At 41.0% G+C, this 21,705-nt stretch carries 15 protein-coding genes and 1 pseudogene; 2 read left to right on the top strand and 14 right to left on the bottom strand.

The window, feature by feature from the left end:
* Positions 1-75: 75 nt before the first annotated feature.
* The 9 genes and pseudogenes from AN390_RS09055 to AN390_RS09015 all read right to left on the bottom strand — a co-directional run bounded on the left by AN390_RS09055 (position 76) and on the right by AN390_RS09015 (position 10,671).
* On the bottom strand, positions 76-1,854 hold the full coding sequence (locus tag AN390_RS09055; RefSeq protein WP_004586493.1) for a sugar phosphorylase: 1,779 nt from the start codon (positions 1,852-1,854) through the stop codon (positions 76-78).
* A gap of 24 nt (positions 1,855-1,878) precedes the next feature.
* Positions 1,879-3,102: a hypothetical protein gene (locus AN390_RS09050; RefSeq protein WP_029771978.1), complete on the bottom strand. Its 1,224-nt coding sequence runs from the start codon at positions 3,100-3,102 to the stop codon at positions 1,879-1,881.
* Positions 3,095-4,840 (bottom strand): HAD-IIB family hydrolase, encoded by a 1,746-nt coding sequence (locus AN390_RS09045; RefSeq protein ID WP_055254012.1) that lies wholly within the window; start codon positions 4,838-4,840, stop codon positions 3,095-3,097. The genes AN390_RS09050 and AN390_RS09045 overlap by 8 nt, the downstream gene beginning before the upstream one ends.
* Before the next feature lie 136 nt (positions 4,841-4,976).
* Positions 4,977-6,215 (bottom strand): uracil-xanthine permease family protein, encoded by a 1,239-nt coding sequence (locus AN390_RS09040; protein WP_055254010.1) that lies wholly within the window; start codon positions 6,213-6,215, stop codon positions 4,977-4,979.
* Between the two features lie 9 nt (positions 6,216-6,224).
* A complete protein-coding gene (gene upp, locus AN390_RS09035) occupies positions 6,225-6,857 on the bottom strand; it encodes a uracil phosphoribosyltransferase (RefSeq protein ID WP_004586497.1) in 633 nt (210 codons plus the stop codon).
* A gap of 144 nt (positions 6,858-7,001) precedes the next feature.
* Positions 7,002-7,961: a phosphotransferase gene (locus AN390_RS09030; RefSeq protein WP_055254008.1), complete on the bottom strand. Its 960-nt coding sequence runs from the start codon at positions 7,959-7,961 to the stop codon at positions 7,002-7,004.
* 463 nt (positions 7,962-8,424) lie between these two features.
* Positions 8,425-9,397 (bottom strand): annotated as a pseudogene (locus AN390_RS09025) (transposase).
* A 309-nt stretch (positions 9,398-9,706) separates the two neighbouring features.
* Positions 9,707-10,237, bottom strand: coding sequence for a hypothetical protein (locus AN390_RS09020; RefSeq protein ID WP_157686038.1), 531 nt, complete (start codon positions 10,235-10,237; stop codon positions 9,707-9,709).
* A gap of 131 nt (positions 10,238-10,368) precedes the next feature.
* The gene (locus tag AN390_RS09015) at positions 10,369-10,671 is read right to left on the bottom strand and encodes a hypothetical protein (RefSeq protein ID WP_157686037.1); all 303 of its coding nucleotides are present in this window, start codon (positions 10,669-10,671) and stop codon (positions 10,369-10,371) included.
* A 248-nt stretch (positions 10,672-10,919) separates the two neighbouring features.
* Between AN390_RS09015 and AN390_RS09010 the strand changes: the two genes are divergently transcribed.
* Positions 10,920-11,177, top strand: coding sequence for a phage integrase N-terminal SAM-like domain-containing protein (locus AN390_RS09010; RefSeq protein ID WP_055254003.1), 258 nt, complete (start codon positions 10,920-10,922; stop codon positions 11,175-11,177).
* A gap of 174 nt (positions 11,178-11,351) precedes the next feature.
* Here AN390_RS09010 and AN390_RS09005 read toward each other — a convergent pair whose 3' ends face one another.
* The 5 genes from AN390_RS09005 to AN390_RS08985 all read right to left on the bottom strand — a co-directional run bounded on the left by AN390_RS09005 (position 11,352) and on the right by AN390_RS08985 (position 20,646).
* Entirely contained in the window at positions 11,352-13,607 is a 2,256-nt protein-coding gene (locus tag AN390_RS09005; protein WP_004588700.1) for an acyl-CoA dehydrogenase, read from the bottom strand.
* Between the two features lie 265 nt (positions 13,608-13,872).
* Positions 13,873-14,901 (bottom strand): zinc-binding dehydrogenase, encoded by a 1,029-nt coding sequence (locus AN390_RS09000; RefSeq protein ID WP_055254001.1) that lies wholly within the window; start codon positions 14,899-14,901, stop codon positions 13,873-13,875.
* A gap of 14 nt (positions 14,902-14,915) precedes the next feature.
* Entirely contained in the window at positions 14,916-16,325 is a 1,410-nt protein-coding gene (locus tag AN390_RS08995) for a TolC family protein (RefSeq protein ID WP_055253999.1), read from the bottom strand.
* Positions 16,318-19,470, bottom strand: a complete 3,153-nt coding sequence (locus AN390_RS08990; protein ID WP_055253997.1) for an efflux RND transporter permease subunit — start codon at positions 19,468-19,470, stop codon at positions 16,318-16,320. The genes AN390_RS08995 and AN390_RS08990 overlap by 8 nt, the downstream gene beginning before the upstream one ends.
* Before the next feature lie 9 nt (positions 19,471-19,479).
* On the bottom strand, positions 19,480-20,646 hold the full coding sequence (locus AN390_RS08985) for an efflux RND transporter periplasmic adaptor subunit (RefSeq protein ID WP_024032205.1): 1,167 nt from the start codon (positions 20,644-20,646) through the stop codon (positions 19,480-19,482).
* A 120-nt stretch (positions 20,647-20,766) separates the two neighbouring features.
* Between AN390_RS08985 and AN390_RS08980 the strand changes: the two genes are divergently transcribed.
* A complete protein-coding gene (locus AN390_RS08980; protein WP_004588705.1) occupies positions 20,767-21,705 on the top strand; it encodes a LysR family transcriptional regulator in 939 nt (312 codons plus the stop codon).

Below are 21,705 nucleotides of genomic sequence, written 5' to 3'. Positions count from 1 at the left end.
GGCTCGCACTGCGAGCCTTTTTATACCAATGCGCTTAATTAAGTGATCTATTTTGCAAATTGGTATTACTGCACTTTATTTAATATTACTTAACCATACACTTTGATAAGGCTCTAGCTCTATAGTGAGTTGATCCTCGGTAATTGTTTCATTAGCCACTAAATCAAACCACTGCTGGGTGTTAATTAAGTTTAAATCTGCAAGGGTAAGTACTTGTGGTTTATCACTTATGTTATAAACGCAAAATATACTTTGGCGCCTGTCTATACTTTGCCGCCAAAAACCAAATAATCCCCCCGCTAAGTGCAGCGTAAATTGCGTGGCATTAGGATGAAATGCACTTTGTTTTTTTCGAATACCTAATAAATGCTTAATACCATTAAACACTTTGTGATGATGGCTATATTTATCACCTAAAGCCGATAATAGTTTTGACTCTTGCCAACGATGACGGTTAATTGCACGGTTATGCTGTGAGTTTTCAAAGCGTTCGTAATCGTTCGTTGTGCCAAGCAAGCTATGAATATAAAGCCCAGGGATCCCTTCAAGCGCAAACATAATGGCGTGTGCACACATAAACCGCTCAAGGCCAAACTTATCTTGCCCATTGTGCGTGCCTTGTAATGCATCAAAAAGTGCAATATTTAGCTCATACGGTGTGTGCGTACCATCGTTACTGGTGCGCATTGATACACGCCCACCAAATTGCATAGACGTACTCACTAATGACGCCACTTCGCTTGGCTGTAACAAACCTTCTATTGGCCTAAGTCCAATGCCATCGTGCGAGGCAATAAAGTTAAAGTATGTGGTGCCGTTTTGCGCAGGCGGCATACTCATCATCCAATGCTTTATGGCTGTGCTATCTCCACTGAGTAATGTATGCAGTAATAAAGGCGGTAAGGCAAAGTTATAAATACTGTGGGCTTCGTTGGCGTTACCAAAGTAAGAGAGGTTTTCTTGGTTTGGTATGTTTGTTTCGGTAATTATGACAACGCTTGGCTCAGTATGCTCTATAAGGGTGCGAATAAGCCTAACAGCTTCATGCGTTTGCGGTAAATTAATGCAATTTGTATTAAGCTGTTTCCATAAAAATGCAACCGCATCTAGCCTAAACAAGCGTACGCCGTTATCTAAATAATGGCGAATAATACTTATAAACTCTTTTAAAACTTCCGGGTTACCAAAATCAAAATCAACTTGATCGTGGCTAAACGTACACCATACATGTTTTTCGCCGCTTGGCGTGGTTACCGTATTTAATAACGGTGAGGTACGTGGGCGTACTACATTAGATAAATCATCGGTTAAACTTGCCGTTTTAAAGTAATCTTTGCCGGGGTCTAAATCGTTTAAAAAGTTTTCAAACCATACACTTCGGCTAGAGCAATGATTAATCACTAAATCTGCCATTAGCTTTACATCTTTGGCGATATTTTTTATATCTTGCCAATCCCCTAGCGATTCATTTACTTGCACGTAGTTCATTACCGCAAAGCCTTCATCAGAGCTATACGGGTAAAATGGCAATATATGCAAAGCATTAAGCTGCATATCGCACTGCTCTTTTATAAACCGGTGCAAGGTTTTAAGCGGTGCTTCTACCGGCTTTGCAACAGCTTGGTCTCCCTCATCGTGCTTAATAATAGAGTCGCCATAGGCTATTAGTATAATATCTTGCTCGTCCCAACGGTTAGTATGGGGTGTAGGGTCGCGCAGCGGGCTGTCGCCTAAAATTATAGTTATAAGCTGCTCAGCCAGCTCTGTAATACTTAAGGGCAGTTCAACATCTTTATAAATAATATGTAGATGTTGCTCTACCCGCTGTAAAAATAATTCACTTACTGTATTCACACGCGCCCCTTATTATTGTTTTATTTATTCACTAAATTCTTTATTATCAAGATCAACCGCTTCTCTTAAGCGCTCAAAAACATCTGGCATGGCTGATACAACACGGTTCCAACTTGGCACAAATGGCGCTTCCATTGGGTTATCTAAAAAGTGCTGACCTGCTTCCATAACATTTTTGGCGAACATTTCTACGGCTTTTTCTTCTTGGTGCACATCTAAGGTTAAACCATTCATCAGTGCATCGTTATGATACGTTTCTATAAAGTCTAAACCAATACGGTAGTAAGTTGCTTTTAAAGAACGGATGGTTTCGCTGGTAAAAGTAACCCCTTGTGTGGCTAATTTTCTAAATAGTGCCTTAGTTATGTCTATCGACATTTTAGATAAACCGGCGTTTTGGTCATCAAGAGAAAGCTCCTGATGCTTATGATCGTAATTATCAGCAATATCCACTTGGCATAAGCGATTATGCGAATAATTACGGTACATTTCACTGAGTACGCCAATTTCAAGACCCCAATCACTCGGGATACGAATATCGTTTAGCACATCACGTCTAAACGAAAACTCCCCTGCTAACGGGTATCTAAAGGTATCCATATATTCTAGGTAGTCGGTATTGCCTAAAATAGTTTTGAACGAGCGTAATAACGGCGTTACTAATAAGCGCGATACTCGGCCATTAATTTTGCCGTTTGCAGTACGTGGGTAAAAGCCTTTACAGAATTCATAATTAAAACGAGGGTGCGCTACAGGGTAAATTAAGCGCGCTAACAAACCTCTGTCGTAAGTTAAAATATCGCAGTCGTGCAGTGCTATCGACTCTACCTCTGAGGTGGCTAATTTATAACCCATGCAATACCACACGTTTCTGCCTTTACCAAGTTCACGCGGTGCAACGCCTAGCTCTTGTAATTCTTTATCAAGCGCTTGCAAACGGGGACCATCGTTCCAAAGCACTTTGTGGTTTTGGTTAAGCTCTTTAAAAAAGCCTAAAGCATGGCGGTATTGTGACTCGTCTGCCCTGTCTAAACCTATGGTAATTTGCGATAAATAAGGAACCTCTCTGAGTTCTTTTACAATGTTTTGCAGCGCTGGGCCTTCAAGCTCACTAAACAACGAAGGGAGTATTAACCCCATTGGCCGTTGCTTACTAAAACTAATTAGCTCTTCTTCAAGCGCTTCTACTGGTCTATCGGCGATATTGTGTAAGGTTGTGATGATGCCATTTTGATAAAAATCAGCCATGTGATTTTCGCTCCTCAATAGTATTTAAAATGCTGCTAATACAAGGCAATGTGGTTATTTCTTCAATCCAACCCAGTGGAGCGGGCGATTGCGAATAACGCGCCTTGTTATGTGTTAACTTAACCGGCTTTTTACTGCTTGGGTTATGTATGATAATGGCGATATCAGCTTGCTCTAGCATCTGCTTATCGTTGTCACTATCACCTAGTGCAATTACCGTGAGAGGCTTTCTAAAATGTTGTGAAATTTGTTTAACTAACCACTGCTGTGCAGCGCTTTTATCGGTGTTTTTAGCAATATGTATAAACCGCCCGCCTATTTTTATGTCGTAGCCGAGTGCTTTAACATCGTTTACAAACGCATTAAGTAATTCATCGCTTCCGTGCCAATAAAGTGGGTCTGAAAAATCGCGTGTTTGAGCGCGCCTTGCATGCGCTTCATCAAGCCCGGTGAGGGATGATATTTGCTCGCTCGACAAATCACTAAATAACTTATAATGCGATTTATATTCGCTGCTTAAGGAGTCTAAATCACTAAGTAAATTAGATAAGGGTGATGCAAATGCATAACACCAATACGCCCCTACTTGCGTGCAGCCAATGGGTTTAAGCTCAAAATAATCTACGGGTAAATAAGCCGCCGCGCCATTTTCAACAATAAAAGGCTGTTGAATATTAAGCTCGTTTTTAAGTTCAACCACTTCGCAAAATGTTTTACTCGTATTAAACACCACAGGAATGTGGGCTGCTTGTAAGTCTTGCAGCAAGCTACTGATATTTTTAGTGTTGTAATCGGCGTGATCGAGTAACGTGCCATCTAAGTCGGTAAATATAATAGGTTGCAGCGTATCGTCGCTGGTTAAGTGCATAGCACTAATATCGCGATTACTATCAAGCTCTATAAGGGCATTAGCTTTAGCGCTTAGGGTGTTTAAGTTTTCGCGAGTAATACGCTCAAAATGAGAAATAAAGTGCACCAGTTGCTCATCACTCATGGTGCCATCGCCCTCGCCTTTAGCGGCAATAAGCTTTTGCTCTTGCTCTTGTCGCCACTTAAATACATCTTCAAAGCTCGGCGCTTTGAGCATCACCGTGTAATCTATTTTACTAAACACACTTTTGTATTCATTTGCTAGGCAACTGTTTACACAACGACGCCACACGCCTTCTTTATCGTGCTGTGTTTCTAACTCGTTTATAGGCTCACTTAAAGAAAATAACGGTTGTGGCTCACTACCTACGCACCAGCCTTCTAAAATAATAATATCAATGGGTTTATTGTTACATTGCCATGTTTGCTCGGGGCTGCAATCGTCGTGATGCTTGTCAAATTTAGGCAAAGGCACGCCAACCTCCTTTGCAAGTAACCGGCTTATGGTGGTATTCATTAACCCTACATCGTGGGTGCCAGGCACACCACGGGTGGCAAATAATGGGTGTACGTCTTTGGCAAGTCCTTGGCGGTGCGCTTTAGATAAGTAAAAATCGTCAATAGAAAGCGCGACACTGGTAAACGGCGTGTTGTTACTAAACCAAGTAACTAAAAAATCTGCGAGGGTGGTTTTTCCTGAACCTTGGCAACCATTTATGGCGACAAAAATAGGGGTGTTATTTTTTTTTGATTCTAGAATATCGTGTGCAAGCGGGATAAAAAATTGCTCACTAAGGTACTGATACTTTAAAGGCAATTGGTGCTTTGCTAAAAATGGGGTTATATCCACAATACTGGCCTCTGACATTGTAACTCCTTATATTATGAAGTAACAAATGCAGGTACTAGACCACTATTATTTTTATTTAATTATTAGTAACTTACAAAAATAGCGCAATTAGTATGCGCTATTTTGGTGCGTAAATTTTACATACAGTGCAAAATTAATCAGTTTCTGGTTCGGCTTTTGGCAATACTAAGTTAAGCACAATACCTAAAATGGCGCACAAACTAACGCCTTCTAAGCTAAATTGGCTACCCCCAATGTGCATACCGCCAATACCGCATACTAATATAAGTGCCACAATACTTAAATTACGGGGTGCAGTTAAGTCATCACCAGATTTAACCAACGTATTTAAGCCCACTACCGCAATTGAGCCAAATAACAAAATCATTATGCCGCCCATCACAGGTACAGGAATTGTTTGTAAACCAGCGCCCATTTTTGCCACAAAGGCCAGTACCACAGCAATTATGGCAGTCCACATCATTACTTTAGGGTTAAAGTTTTTGGTCAGCATCACTGCGCCAGTTACTTCAGAGTAAGTAGTGTTTGGCGGACCACCAAATAAAGAGGCAGCGGCAGTGGCTAAGCCATCACCAAATAAGGTGCGATGTAAGCCTGGTTTTTTTAAAAAGTCTTTATTGGTTACTTGGCTAATAGCCATCATATCGCCAATATGCTCAATAGCAGGTGCAATGGCAACAGGCACCATAAAGAGAACTGCTTGCCACTTAAATTCGGGCCATGTGAAGTTTGGTACAGCCAACCAGCTGGCTTCGTTTACGCTACCAAATTCAACCACACCCATTACCAGTGATAAAACATAACCCGATATAACACCGGCTAATATAGGGATCAGCTTATATACACCTTTGCCCCACACAGCAAAAATAAGTGTTACAACAAGAGAAAACAGCGAAATAATAATAGCTTTATCGTAAGCAATAAGTTCAATACTGCCGTCGCCACTTTTACCCATTGCCATATTTACCGCAACCGGTGCAAGGGCTAAACCAATCACCATAATAACGGGGCCGACGACCACAGGCGGCAAAATTTTATGAAGAGTTGCCACCCCTTTAAATTTAACCAATAGCGCTAACAGCATATAAGCACAGCCCGCTGCCATTAAACCACCCATGGTGGCTGGTACGCCCCACATTTGTACTGAGGCAATAATAGGCGCAATAAACGCAAATGATGACGCTAAAAATATAGGCACCTTGCCTTTCGTCACTACCTGAAATAATAAAGTACCTATACCCGCTGTAAACAAAGCGACACTTGGGTCAAGCCCCGTTAATAAAGGCACTAACACTAACGCACCAAATGCTACAAACAACATTTGGGCGCCGGTTAAAATGGTTTTTATAGAAAATGTAGAATTATTTTGCACTATTAAACCTTAGTAAACCGTACCGAAAATTTTGTCACCTGCATCGCCAAGCCCTGGGATAATGTAACCCTTTTCATTTAAATGGCTATCAACTGAGGCAGTAAAAATCTCAATATCAGGGTGAGCGGCTAATGTTTTTTCAACACCCTCAGGTGCAGCAACCAGTACAATTACTTTAATGTCTTTACAGCCGGCTTTTTTAAGCATATCGATAGTAGCAATCATAGAGCCGCCAGTTGCAAGCATTGGGTCTATAACTAAGCTTAAACGCTCATCAATATTGCCTACTAACTTTTCAAAGTAAGGTACTGGCTCAAGCGTTTCTTCGTTACGCTCAAGGCCCACTACACTTACCTTAGCCGCTGGGAGTAATGACATTACGCCATCCATCATGCCAAGGCCTGCTCGTAAAATAGGCACAACAGTAATTTTTTTGCCTTTAATGTGCTCTACTTTTAATTTGTTGCCGTCCCAGCCAGTAATTTCGTTATCTTCTAACTGTAGGTTTTTAGTTGCTTCGTAGGTTAATAAGGTACCTACCTCAGAGCATAATTCACGAAAGCTTTTAGTACTTATACCGTGAGCGCGCATTAAGCCTAATTTGTGTTGAACTAGAGGGTGTGAAATTACGTGAATTGACATGATAAAAACCTACTGATACAAGAATTGGCGGTATTTTATATTAAAAAAGGTCATTTGACCTGCAATTTTAAATAAGTTTTCATAGATCGTGCCAAAATGCATTGATTTGCTTGATATTTATGCAAGCGACACACTACTTTATGTTTATAAGTTGTTATCTGATAACGTTAAATTTACTTGCGCCATCATGTAGCTATTTATTTTAAAATGAGTTGGGCTCCAACCCGCTAAAAAACGATAAAAATCGGCCCAAGCTAATGGCCATAATGCATGCCACTTTGCAATTACGTCATCGGCATTTATTTGCGGTTGAAACACTAAAAGCGCATTTTTTAATTGGCTAAAATAGTAATGTAAATACTCATCGGCGCAGGTATGTAATTGCTCGTCGCTTAAGCAGCTGGTCATAAAATACATTACATCGCAAATCCCTACCCCAGCCCCTACATACTGAAAGTCATAAGCGAGTATTACACTTTGCTCATTTGCAGCAAAATTTGCAAGCTTAGCATCGCCATGTATCAAGGTTTTGTAGGGTGATGCTTGCAGTGTTTTATCAATTTTATGAGCCGCATTTTTAATATCGGACTTTTTGTCAGCGTTTTGTTTTAACTTATTAAACTCATCTGGCCGTGTGCTCAAATGCCAATAGTTCCCTTGTTGCCATAAGCCCTTTGCTGGCTTATTTAAATTAAAGGCATGAAAAGATGCTAACCACTTTAGTATTGCCTTTATATGCTGGGAGCTTGCTTGAGCAAAACCATATTGAGTAAAGTTTTTAAATACTAACGCATAATCATCACCATCATTAATTGCATTAATACAGGTAATACTTTTAGCGCTTGTCGGTAAGTACGCGCTGTATAACCTATAAAAATTATATTCAACTTTATAAGACTGCTGCTTTCTTTTTAATGCAAATTCGCTTTGCTTGATTTTTGGATGGTTTATGTAGCTTGGTATTTTAATCGCTTTAATAACACATGGCTCGGTATCAAGCATGCACTCGACAATACTGCCACACCCGCTCCAAAGCGAGGTTAGCGTATCGCCCATTTCAATGTGTTTAAAATGAGGCTGTAAAAGAGGAAGATAAAATGCCATAGCTATATTAAGTCATTAATTTTTTATAGTTTAACATTAGAAGGTATTTTTAATAAAACGATAGCACCCATAAGCCCCTTTCTTTTTAGTGTGACACCCACCTTAATTTCTAAATTACAAAAAGTTATTTATGTTTTTTAACTGTCCAAAAATAATTTGAGTTTTAAAATAGAGATATTACTAAATAAAGCTCAAATGGCAGCCACAAAAAACCTACATTATGTAGTTGGAGTGCTCAAAAAGTGATTTGGCTCTAAGCGAATAACTTTGCGCAGCCTTTCTTGAAGTGACACCCACCTTAATTTCTACAAAGTGAATTACAAAAAGTTAAAGTTATTTATGTTTTTTAACTGTCCAAAAATAATTTGAGTTTTAAAATAGAGGTATTACTAAATAAAGCTCAAATGGCAGCCACAAAAAAACCTACATTATGTAGTTGGAGTGCTCAAAAAGTGATTAGGCTTTAAGCGAATAGCTTTGCGCAGTTACTGATATTCGCTCGCCGCTTTCGGTTTAAGTTTCCGCAATACCCTTCTTGTGAGGCTGGCCTGCCCACTGCACCATGAAATACGCGTGTAAATTGTGTGGTGAGTTTTAACCAGTTTTCTGATGATATATTAAGCCTTTCTAGCAAAGGAAGGGTCATATTATCTATATGCCCGTGCTTATCCTCTCGCATTACTCGCCCTGTTAGCTCAATGAGTTCAAGGTACGATTTAAGCTCAAACGGCAGCCCTTTAGGCATAATTTGACGTGGCATACCTGCAAAGCGAAGTAGTTGTTTTGGCTGCTTGCCTTCTTTTGCGCATATTAAGCGTACTTGAGCGCTGGTATGGTCTGACTCTTCTGGCGTGTTAGCCATCTTGGCTCTAATGGGGTTTAAATCGACATAGGCCATACACGCTGCAATTGCGGCTTCATCAAGGAGTGCTTGCGATTTGAATCTACCCTCCCAAAACCTCCCTGTGCAGTTATCTTCTTTATTTGCTCTACGCGCTATATTTTCATTTAATAGGCGCATAAACCAGCTGATACTTGCTAAACGTTCTCGGTATTGTTTTACCGTTTGATTGAAAAAGATGAGTTCAACTTTACTTAGCTTCTCGCCTTGTATGTATTTTTGCGTTAACAATGTGCCTTTACAGAGTTTATGCCAACGAATAACAATCGCTTCATCATTCAGCCTATTTGCTTTTTTATCATCTACATACAGTACTAAATGGGTATGATTGCTCATTACGACATAAGCGCACACATCAATACAAAATACCTTAGCTAATTCACCCAGCTTATCTTCAACCCATCCTCGTCGATGCTCGTAAGATTGACCAGTGAAACGGTCTTCGCCACATAAAAATGCACGACGAACACACCGTGAAATACAGTGATAGTATTGTATCAACCAAACTTACTTGTCGCTTTCTTGCAATTGCCATAAGACACTCTGCCTGTTTTTTGCACTAAATAAAAGCTAGCCTCTAATTGCGTTAAGTACAAAATTTAAGATGGGTGTCTTGTTTATTTGCCATATAGGTATATGCATCAGTTTGTTCCACAGCAACTAACTTATCCAAGTCAGGAAACTTTTTCCGAAGATTTAATTGCGATTGTTTATCCAGAGCTAGAAATTTGCGCATATCTTCCTTGGTAACTTAACGCCCGCATAAGTGGCGCATAAAAGCTTGGCTATACTAAGCGAAGAATGAGCGCAGCCAAGCTTTTTGCGTCCGCCCTTAATGCGTTTGTTATATGTTTGAGCGCTTAATTTCATTTAATGTGTTTACAACACTAGAAACTTTTTGAAACGCATTGTTTGCGTATGCAATGACAAAAAAGTTACCTCTTTTATTGTTTAAGCCTAAAAGTTTATTTGTTAGATCTGTTTTTCGAAAGTGTAAATCAATATCAGCTTGTGAAATATTTAACTCTATTGTAATTCCTTTTACCTGACCATGAAGGGTTTCACTTTTTATAATACCCACATTTTCCCATGCAACATTAAGAGACGACTGATTATTAACTTCATCGAATGAAGTTGGGAAACTTATCCCTCGATTGTCTGCTGAAAAGTAAACCCAACCACGCCAGTTACTTGGCTTTAAAGCCGGGAACATGAAGATCAAACCTAACATAACAAAAATGTATTTAAAAACTACAGGAGAATTACCTGCCCAATTACCATAAGTGTAAAAAGCAAACAGCATCAAACAAGATACAACCAGATAACAAAAGCAAATTAACTTAGCTCCCCATGGAGGTGTTTCATATTTAAACATTTGATTTTCTTTGAATATGCACCAATATCAAGAAACATATAACGCCTCAATAAGAGGCCAAGTTAAGCTTGGCTAAAATCCGTGAGGAACGAACGCGAGCCAAGCTTGACGCGTCCGACTTTATTGACTTGTTAGGTATACAAGTTACCAAATAATGAATTAATCGATAATACAATTAAAACCAAATATATGGCTTGCTGAAATATATAAACTAACTTTATATCTTTTAACCTGTCATTTACAAAATAGGCTTCCTTGAATATAAAGCCATACCCCAAAAATCCAGCCCACATAAATAACAATAAAACCAAGAAAACCGTTTTAATGTAAGGCTGAACAATTAGATCCGCTAACGCCAAACCTAATATCACGCCAAAAGGTATGAGAATTCCCCATTCAAAGAGAGATTTAAATTTTTCTTTTGAGATATTCAAGAGCATTAAAACTTAATGTATACCTAACAATTTTGTCTACAACATTTGTCGTTTTATAAACCGACAAATGTCCATATATTACAATGCATTTATCTTAACCATCAAATAAACTCCTGTAAACAATTAGTTAACTGAAAATTATTTATAATCAGTGCGAAAATACACCGAAATGGTGGAGATCAGTAATATTGGACAAAATAATATGCACTGTCTATATATACAGTTAAATTTTGCTAGAGATTCATATCATGAAATCACCTTTTTTAGCTATGATAGCCGAACAAATGTATCTAAAGCATTATGCTAAAAGTACCATCAAAGCGTATTTATACTGGATAGCTTCGTTTATTCGTTTTAACTCTATGAGGCACCCAACAACGATGGGAGATAATGAGGTCGAACTTTTTTTAAATCATTTAGTCAACCAACAAAATGTTGCTCCTAATACTCAAACACAAGCCTTAAATGCGTTGAGCTTTTTATTTAAAGTATGGAAAATAAACTAAACAGCTACTCTAATTGAACAAGCAAAACGACCATCAAATGAGCCACCATTACCCCTGCCTCTATATTACACACATAAAAAAGCCCCGCTTGGTTTTAAACAAACGAGGCTCCACACTAATTTTTTAATCAAGAATAAAAGCGCCGATACAGCGGGCGCTTTGCATCATTGAATTTTATTGATTAACTACACTTTTAAGTGGGTTAACTGGTTGTGCGTTGTCATCTAATAAGTTCATGTCAAAGTCGAACTCATCAACGCGAATCGCTTTTTCACGCTTTTTGTTGTAATCAATTAGTTGCGCATGTTCATCCGCAGTAATTACATTTGCCGCTAATGCGTTATCTAGCGTAATGGCAAAACGTGTACCTGGTTTAATCGTTTTAGCGCGCAGCGCTTTTTTAACTTTAGCCAGTTCAACAAGTGACGCCATTTTAGCTTTATAAGCTTGCTCGTTAATGTGATGACCGTCACCTTCTACAGGCTTAACTAAATGCGTAATTTGCGCTTTAAATGCGGTATCAAGCTGTGCTTGTTTTGCTAATTCACGAATTAAGTCGTCGCTAATTTTTGGCATTTTAGTTGAGTAGTTCATTGTTACAAAACGAATAAACTTACGAGTACCACTTGCAGGGAAGTTATCTAAAAACTTATGCAGTGCTTCTTCAGCGCTTTGCAGTGCAAAACGTGTCGCGTAGTGGAAGTACGGCGCTGCTTGCTCGCGCTCGCTGCTTGCTACTTTTTGCTCGTAATACTTAATTGATGCCATTGCCGCGTATAAAAAGCTCATTACATCGCCTAAACGTGCTGATAGCATTTCAGCCTGCTTTAACTTACCGCCAAGTACAAGTAACGAGAAGTCGGCATACACTGCTAATTTTGCAGATAGTTTATGCACGGCTTTTTCGTATTCACGTACTTCTGGTAATGCAGAGTTTGCACTTGCAGTAAATGGTAAAACACCTAAACGGAACGCTCGTAAGCTATTTGCTGTGCTGTAACCAATTGTTTTACGCAAAATGCCGTTAAACTCTTTATCTGCACCTTTATCTTCACTATGGATTGATTCAACCATAGATTGTAAATAAGGGTGACAACGCATAACACCTTGACCAAAAATCATCAGGTTACGTGTAAGAATGTTCGCGCCTTCTACTGTAATTGCAATAGGCTGTGCTACGTAACCGCTTGCAAGGGTATTTTGTGGACCATTTTGAATCGCTTTACCCGCTTGAATATCCATTGCAGAATCTAATACGTCGCGGCCAAGCTCGGTCATGTGGTATTTAGCTATTGCTGTAACAACCGATGGTTTTAAGCCCATGCCTAGGCCTTCAGTTGTCAGCACGCGCATTGCTTCTTGAAGGTATGTTTTACCTGCAATGTCTGCTAGTTTTTCTTGAATACCTTCAAATTGACCAATTGCTAAACCAAACTGCTCACGCACTGCTGCGTATTCAGATGCTGATTTAAATGCTACTTGCGAAGTACTTACACCTAGTGCAGGTAATGAAATACCACGCCCTGCACCTAAACAGCTAACCAACATTTGCCAACCACGACCGATGTTTTTCTGGCCGCCAATAATAAAGTCCATTGGTACAAATACTTTGTTACCACGTGTAGTACCGTTATAAAAACGAATACCCATTGGGTCATGGCGGTTGCCAAGCTCTACACCTGGGTGATCTTTAGGAATAAGCGCACAGGTAATACCTAAGTTTTCTTTGCCGCCTAGTAAACCTTCTGGATCAACTACTTTAAAGGCTAAACCAAGTACCGTAGCGATTGGTGCTAGTGTGATGTAACGCTTATCCCATGTGATCTCGAGGCCAAGTACTTCTTCGCCGTTGTACATGCCTTTGGTGACAGTACCAATATCTGGAATGCCACCTGCATCAGAGCCTGCCTCTGGGCTTGTTAATGCAAAACATGGAATGTCTCTGCCGTTTGCTAAACGCGGTAAGTAATGCGCTTGCTGCTCTTGTGTACCAAAGTGCAGTAATAACTCACCTGGGCCTAAAGAGTTAGGAACCATAACAGTTACCGCTACTGCAGAGCTTTTTGTCGCAATGGTTGCCACAATAGTTGAGTTTGCATAAGGGCTAAACTCTAAACCGCCAAACGATTTAGGAATGATAAGCGAGAAGAAACGCTCTTTTTTCAAAAATTCTAATATGTCATCTGGTAAGTGAATACCGTTTTGAATAACTGAATCGTCAATCATGCCTAGTAGCTCTTGTACTGGGCCATCTAAGAATGCTTGCTCGTCTGCACTTAGCGTGGCAGCCGGCACATCGCGTAGTGCGCTAAAATCTGGCTTACCTTGATAGATAGACCCTTCTAGCCACACATCACCCGCGTCTAGCGCTTCTTGTTCAGTGATTGAAATACTTGGTAATACTTTTTTTAATTTTGTACGTAAACTCATGATTGAACTCATCCGACCAGATAAATAATACCTACATTACGTCATAAAAATCAGTTTAGATCAATTACTCTATTCAATTAATTAACAGTTTTTTCAATTTATTTTCTTTACGGTGACGTAAACTGTTGAAAGTAAAAGGCTTACACTTGTGCGCTGAAATATCTCTATTTGGCAACAATTAATCCCTATACTCATAAAAAGCTATTTTTTAGGCATAAAAAAACGCAGCCACTTGGGCTGCGTTTTTAAAATAAGGTGGGCAACGTTAACTACTTATTTGCACAACGTGTTTGCCTGTAAAGCCACCCGCTATTTGGTTATTTAAGGCAGCACTGACTGAGTCAGCAGTAAAGTCAACCGCAGTGATTGCCGGTGTTTTAATATCGCCAGATAGCGCGCCTTCAAGCAATAAATTACCCATAAAACTTAAGCGTTGCTGTGCACATAAACTATTGGCAAGCCACGCACCACCAATAGACACCACACTAATATTAGGCGCTCGGTGGTACATTAAATCCTGATCAAAATGAGGCAGCGAGTTTAAACACGCGATACGCCCGCAAAAACGCATTAATTCAATATTTCTAAGCGTTGATTCACCGCCCATAGTATCAATTACCGCATCAAACCCTTGTGGGCCAAGCTCGCGGCGAATTTTGTCGCGTAACTTTTTGTCGTTATAATCAAATACCACATCGGCACCTAGCTGCTTTACCAGCTTGTGATTACGCTTTGAAGCGGTGGTAAATACATCGGCACCGCGTTGTTTAGCATATTGAATGGCAAACTGCCCTACCGCACCAGAGCCACCTTCGATTAGGATTTGGTCGCCCTCAGTAATGGCAATTTTATCTAAGCTAATAAGGGCGGCCATACCAGCGCACGGTAACGTAGCAGCCTTTGCAGGGCACAGCCCATCGGGCACAACCGATACAGCAAAGTTAGGCACCGTGGTGTATTCACTCAGTACCCCTTGCTCGCCAATATTGGCATGCCACATTACTCGTTCGCCAACCCCAGGAAACACACCTTTGTTAGCTTTAACTACCACACCAACGGCGTCTAGGCCTAAAATATGAGGGTATTGCCACTTACAAAAGCCCGTTTTAGCAAAATAGGCATCAGCAGGATTAAGGCCTACATACTCAAGCTTTACCAACAATTCGTTGTCGGCGCACTCGAGTATATCAACCTCAACATCTTGCAAGCGTATTTGCTCATCTGGTTGTGATAAAACAATAGCGCGCATTGTTTGTAAGGTGCTGCCTTGATGTGATAATTCAGTATTGCTCATTCAATTAACTCTACCTATTTTGTACTGCTCAGTGCATAGCTCCATTGGCCGTTAAATGCCTGATAAGCATTCACTTTAGCAAGCAATGTAGCAATAGTTGTGTCAACAGCGTTTTCTTGTGCCATTAAAACATCCTGGCGTGCATCTAACAACTCTAAGTACGGTATTTGGCCTTCTTCGTACATCGCCTGTGCTTGTAAAAATGCTTTATTTGCAAAGCCATAGCGCTGTTTAGCATAACGCTCTTGCTGTTGTTGATTGACCAACATTTGCAATGAAAGTTCACTTTGAGTCACCGCATTTAATACTATTTGCTGATAGTCGCTGTAGGCAGCTTCACTTAAAAACTGCTGTGCGTCGCGCTGGGCAAGGAGTGCGGGGTAACTTAATATTGACCATTGCAATTGGGGGGCTACTTGCCATTGCCGATCAGTATTTTTTAAGCCCGTGCTATCTATGCTTACTACGCCTGCAAAGGCTGATAAGCTAATATCAGGTAGTAAGGCTTTACTTGCCGCCACACTTAAGCTGTTAGCTTGGCTAAAATCATACAATGCACGGCTTATATCAGGGCGCAGGGCAATGGCGCTATTGGCATTTTTAAGCGCAACGCTAAAGCTTTGCTCAAGCAAGTTTTGCTCATTGTCTATCGCAATGTCTTGCGCAAGCTTACCTGTAAGCACAGCTAAAGTTGATAAGTCGCTGTATTTAGCATACTCAATAGCGGGCATTAGGGCTTCTTGCTGCCTAAGCTGTGCCATAGTACGGTTTAGGTCAAGCTCGTTGGCAACGCCTTCATCTACACGTGCTTGTAGTACCTCAATGCTTTGCTCTAATGCGTTAATTTGCATGGCTATAATGTGTTGTTTTTCAACATTACCTTGATAGCTTACAAACCCTTTAACAACAGACGATACCACTTCAATTTGCAGTGAACGTACTTGCTCTGCTTGGCTCATGGCCGATGCATTTGCAGCATCAACCAAAGCAGTAATACGGCCAAATAAATCTAACTGCCAATCAAGCGCTATGTTAGCACTCGATTGACGGTCAAACACACTCGGTGCATCGCTTCGTGCTGCGCCAATATTTACCCCGCCTTGGGGTAAATATTGCGCTTTTTGCTCACCAAGTCGGGCAAGGGTACTTTTGAGCGTTAATTGGCTGGTTTGCAAATTGTAGTTATTGGTAAGTGCGCTATTAACCAAAGCATTAAGCTGCTTTGACTCTAACTTGTGCCACCAATTTGTTTCATCTGCAATGGCAACATTGCTGGCAATATTTGCTTGAGCTACAAAATCGTTAATAGCGTTTTGCTCGCTTTGTGTATCTATTTTGCTAGCGCAACCAGATAAAAAAGCAGCCACTAACACAGCACTTAACGTTAAGCGCGTTTTGATAGGTTTAGCGATTAAATTAGTCATGCGATAACCCCTTTGCTTTTTGCTGCTTTTTCACAACTAACATATAAAACACAGGTGTAAATAATAAGCCAAACACCGTTACCCCTATCATGCCTGCAAACACCGCGTTACCCATTGCGTGGCGCATTTCGGCGCCTGCACCGGTTGCAAGTACCAAAGGTACAACCCCTGCAGTAAAGGCAATTGAGGTCATTAATATTGGGCGTAAACGCATACGACACGCCGCTAATATTGCCTCAAAGTGCGTTAACCCACCGCCGTGTTGGTCGCGGGCAAATTCTACCATTAATATGGCGTTTTTAGAGGCAAGTGCCACCAGTACAATTAATGCAATTTGAGTAAATATATTATTGTCTGAGCCTACAAACCACACACCTAATAGTGCTGAGAAAATAGTCATAGGTACAATTAATATTATGGCCAGTGGCAAACGTAAACTTTCGTACTGCGCAGCAAGCACCATAAATACAAGCAACACAACTAATGGGAATACATAAACCATGGTGTTACCTGCAAGTACTTGTTGGTACGTTACTTCTGTCCACTCGTACTCAATACCTGTTGGCAGGTTGTCGGCTAATATTGTTTCAATAGCAGTTTGTGCCTGATCAGAGCTATAACCGGGGGCTGGGCTACCGTTTAGTTCTGCACTTGGGTAACCGTTGTAATGCATTACACGGTCAGGCCCTATGGTTGGTGTAACTGTAAGTACCGAGCCAAGCGGCACCATATTTCCTGCACTGTTACGTACTTTTAGGTTAAGGATTTGCTCAGGGTCAAGGCGAAAATCAGCATCAGCTTGCGCATTAACCTGATAAGTACGACCAAACATATTAAAGTCATTCACATACACAGAGCCTAGGTATATTTGCAATGCGTCAAATACTTCATCAAGAGGAATACCTTGAATAAGCGCTTGCTCGCGGTCTATGTCAATATCCATTTGTGGTACTTGAATACGGAAACTTGAATATAAGCCCATTAACGCGGGGTCTTGCTGCGCCTTACCAATAATGGTTTGCAAACTATTAAATAGTGCATCAAAGCCTTTATTTGCTCTATCTTCAATTTGCAGCTTAAAGCCACCTGTTGTGCCTAAGCCTTGAATTGGTGGCGGCGGAAATACAGCCACAAACGCTTCATCAATAGCTGCAAAACGCTGATTTAACTGCGCGGCAATTGCCATCGCTGATTGACTAGGGTCGGTACGTTTATCAAAGCTCTCAAGTGGCGTAAATACAATGCCGCTATTTGGGCTGTTAGTAAAACCGTTTACCGATAAGCCTGGAAACGCCACGGTGTGTGCAACGCCTGGTACTTCTAATGCTATTTTTTGCATTTGCGAGAGCACATCTTCGGTACGGTCTAAACTGGCTGCATCTGGCAATTGCGCAATCGCAACTAAATATTGCTTATCTTGCTGTGGAATAAAGCCACCGGGTACGGTATCAAACAATTTAATTGTACCGCCCACCAGCGCAACATAGGCCACCATAACAATAACGCTCATACGTATAAGCTTTTGTACCAGCTTTTCGTAGCCTTTAGCACCACGGTCAAACACGCGGTTAAACGGTTTAAATAACCACGCACCAAACAGTTTATTAAGTAAACGCGTGAATGCATCTGGTTTTGCATCGTGCGACTTTAATAATAATGCCGATAGCGCAGGCGACAGGGTTAAGGAGTTAAACGCCGAAATAACAGTCGAAATAGTAATTGTTAGTGCAAATTGCTTATAAAACTGACCCGATAAACCGGTAATAAATGCAGTAGGAATAAATACCGCACACAGCACTAACGCTATCGCAATAATTGGCCCGGTTACTTCGCTCATAGCAACACGTGTTGCCTCTAAAGGCGAAAGCCCTTGTTCTATATTTCGCTCTACGTTTTCAACAACAACTATCGCATCATCAACTACAATACCAATTGCCAGCACCAAGCCAAACAGCGAAAGTGTATTAATAGACACGCCTAGCCATTGCATTACAGCAAACGTACCAATTAACGAAATTGGCACCGCAATCAATGGAATAATAGACGCGCGCCACGTTTGTAAAAATACAATTACAACAATAACAACTAATACTATTGCCTCTAGTAATGTAGCAATTACCGCATCAATTGAACCACGTACAAACACAGTGGGGTCGTAAACAATGTCGTACTCAACCCCTGCCGGAAAATCTTGTGATAAACGAGCCATGGTCTCGCGTACTTGATCAGAGAGCTCAATTGCATTTGAACCCGGGCGCTGAAACACTGGCATTGCAAGTGCTGGTTGGTTATCAAGCTCTGCACGAAGTGCATAGGTATCTTGGCCTAAATCAACACGGGCTACATCAGACAAACGCGTTAATTGCCCCTGTTCGCCCACTTTAATAATGACCTTTTCAAACTCTTCAACACTGTTTAAACGCCCTTTTACGTTTAACAAAATTTGAAATTGGCTGTCGTTAGAAATTGGCTGTGCACCTAAGCTACCCGCTGCAACTTGCTGATTTTGCGAGCGCAAAGCAGCCACAACATCGGTGGCTGTAAGCTCACGCGCTGCTAATGCATCTGGGTTCAACCACACACGCATAGAGTACTTACCACCACCAAATAAACGAATATCACCTACACCCGGTAAACGGGCAATTTCATCTTTAATATGAATGTCGGCATAGTTAGATAAATACGCTGTGTCGTGGCTGTTTTCAGGCGAGTATAAATGCACCACCATGGTTAAATCGGGTGATGATTTTTCTGCTACTACACCTAAGCGCTGCACCTCTTCGGGCAAACGTGGTAATGCACTGTTTACACGGTTTTGTACTTGTACTTGTGCACGGTCTAGGTCGGTGCCTAATGCAAACGTTACCGTAAGTGTCATACGGCCATCGCTGGTGCCTTGAGAAAACATATACAGCATGTTTTCGGTGCCGTTAATTTCTTGCTCAAGCGGCGTTGCCACAGTTTGCGCAATAACGGTTGGGTTAGCACCCGGGTAATTTGCTGTTACCACAACAGTAGGTGGCACAACTTCTGGGTATTCACTTACAGGAAGTTGAAACAGTGAAATACCACCAGCAATTAAAATAACCAACGACAGCATGGCTGCAAAAATTGGTCGCTGAATAAAAAAGTGTGAAAATTTCATCAATAAACCTTATTGCTTAGCCATTAGCTGCGCGTTGTCGTTTGACAGTGTAAAAGCCACGCCGCTTGTATCAATTGTCACTGTATTTGGCGAAATTGGCATACCTGGGCCTACACGCGCAGGGCCATTTACCGCAATAATATCGCCTTCGTTTAGGCCAGCAGTTACAGCACGTAACGCACCATAGCGCTCGCCTACTTCTATTAATTTGTATTCAAGCACGTTGTTTTCGCCAACGGTTAATACAAAGCGATTTTTTAAATCGGTACCAATAGCACGCTCAGGAATAATTACTTTTTCGCTCACTTCGTTTGCTGCCAATTTAACGCGAGCAAAGGAACCTGCACGTAGTTGATTGTTGTCTTGTTCAAATACCGCACGTACACGTAAAGTACCCGTTGCTGAATTAATTTGGTTATCAATAAAGTTAATATAGCCTTGATAAGCAAACTCTTTTTGCCCTACTTTTTGCATAACAACTGTTTGGCGGCTTTGCGCGGTTACATCGTTAAAGGCGCTATTCCAAGTACGCTCATCAACATCAAAGTAGGCATACATCGCTTTATTAGAAACTATTGATGTTAATACACTTTGGCCCGCTAATACGTTATTACCTTTGGTAATATTTGCGCGTGAGATAACACCATCAATTGGCGAAACCACTGATGTAAATTCTAAATCGAGCTTTGCAGAGGTAAGCTGTGCTTGCAGCGCTGCCAGTTGTGCTTCTCGCTGACGAAGCGTTGAGGTACGCGCCTGTGCTTGTTCTGTTGAAATAGCTTTACGCTCTAATAAGCGCACTGCTCGTTTGTCTTCACTTTTTGCTTGCTCAAGTGCTGCTTCTGCGCTGTGTATTTGCGCTTCTAGGCTTGCTACAACCGCTGCAAAAGGGCGCTCGTCAAGTTGAAACAACACATCGCCTTGCTTAACAACATCACCTTCTTTAAATTCAATGCTATCAATCACCCCAGATACACGCGGCATCAGCGCAACTTCTTGCGGCGATTCTAAACGCGTGGTGTAGGTGTGCCAGCTTTGTACTGGTTTAATTAAAACTTGTGCTACATCGATAGGTTGTAATTGTTGTTGCTGCGCATTAGGTGCGCTCTCATCGGCACAGCCCGCTAAGGATAGAGTTGCCGCAGCTAATGCAGCAGCAATTAAATGTTTATTCATGAAGACGCTCCTTTATTTATTTAGTTGGCATATTACGGACTATACTTGCGGACAAAAACCATAGATTTATAAATTCATTAATGCCAAAATGGCATCAATAGCATTTATTGGGTGATCATAATGGATACAACAAGCCGGCTTTTAATGCTGCTTGAAGTGGTAGAACAAGGCTCTTTTGCCAAAGCTGCAGAAATAAGAAACATAGACCGTTCTGTTATATCAAAACAAATCAGTCGATTAGAGGACGAGCTAGGCGTTAGGTTATTAAACCGCACCACCCGTTCGTTTTCGTTAACGGCGGCGGGCGCAGAAATGATTAAAAAAGCGTCAGAGCTAAGAGAGCTACTTGGTGAAACCGTACGTATGGCCGAAAACTACCACTTAGAGCCACGCGGTGTGTTAAAGGTTACCTCGTCAACATTAATTGGTCGGCGTTATTTACAACCTGTGCTTAACGACTTTCAAAAACGTTTTCCACAAGTAGAAGTAGAGCTGCGCCTCGACGATAGGCTAGTTGATATTGTATCTGAAGGTTTTGATTTAGCATTTAGAATTGGTGAGCCTAAAGACTCCTCATTAATTGCCCGTAAAATTGCCCGTAACAGGCTGCTTATTGTAGCCGCCCCTGAATTTATAAAAACCTATGGTATGCCACAAACCATAGAAGAGCTGGTGCAATTACCCGCTGCAAGTTATGCAAGTAACGCTATGCGCGTAGAAACCATAGATTACTACGATAGTAAAGGTGAGCCGTGCGAGCTAAAAATAAAAAGCGTGTACAGAGCAAACGACGCTGAAGTACTGCTAATGAAAGCTATTTCAGGGACTACCTACTTTGTTGCGCCAGCATTTATTATCGATAAAGAAATTACACAAGGTCAATTGGTGCCCATTTTAACGGATGTTAAGTTAAAAGAGTTTAGCCATATGTATGCGGTGTATCCACACAGAGACTTACCGGTAAGAACACGTTTATTTTTTGATGCCGTAAGAGAGTACCTAGGTAAAGACAAACCAATTTGGGAAAACAACATCCCAAATTTTGAGCAAATGTACTAG

This window comes from Pseudoalteromonas sp. P1-11, assembly GCF_001399995.1.
In the GTDB taxonomy this organism is placed as follows: domain Bacteria; phylum Pseudomonadota; class Gammaproteobacteria; order Enterobacterales; family Alteromonadaceae; genus Pseudoalteromonas; species Pseudoalteromonas atlantica.
The sequence above is the reverse complement of the archived record's forward strand: the minus strand, read 5'-3'. Positions and strand labels throughout refer to the sequence as shown.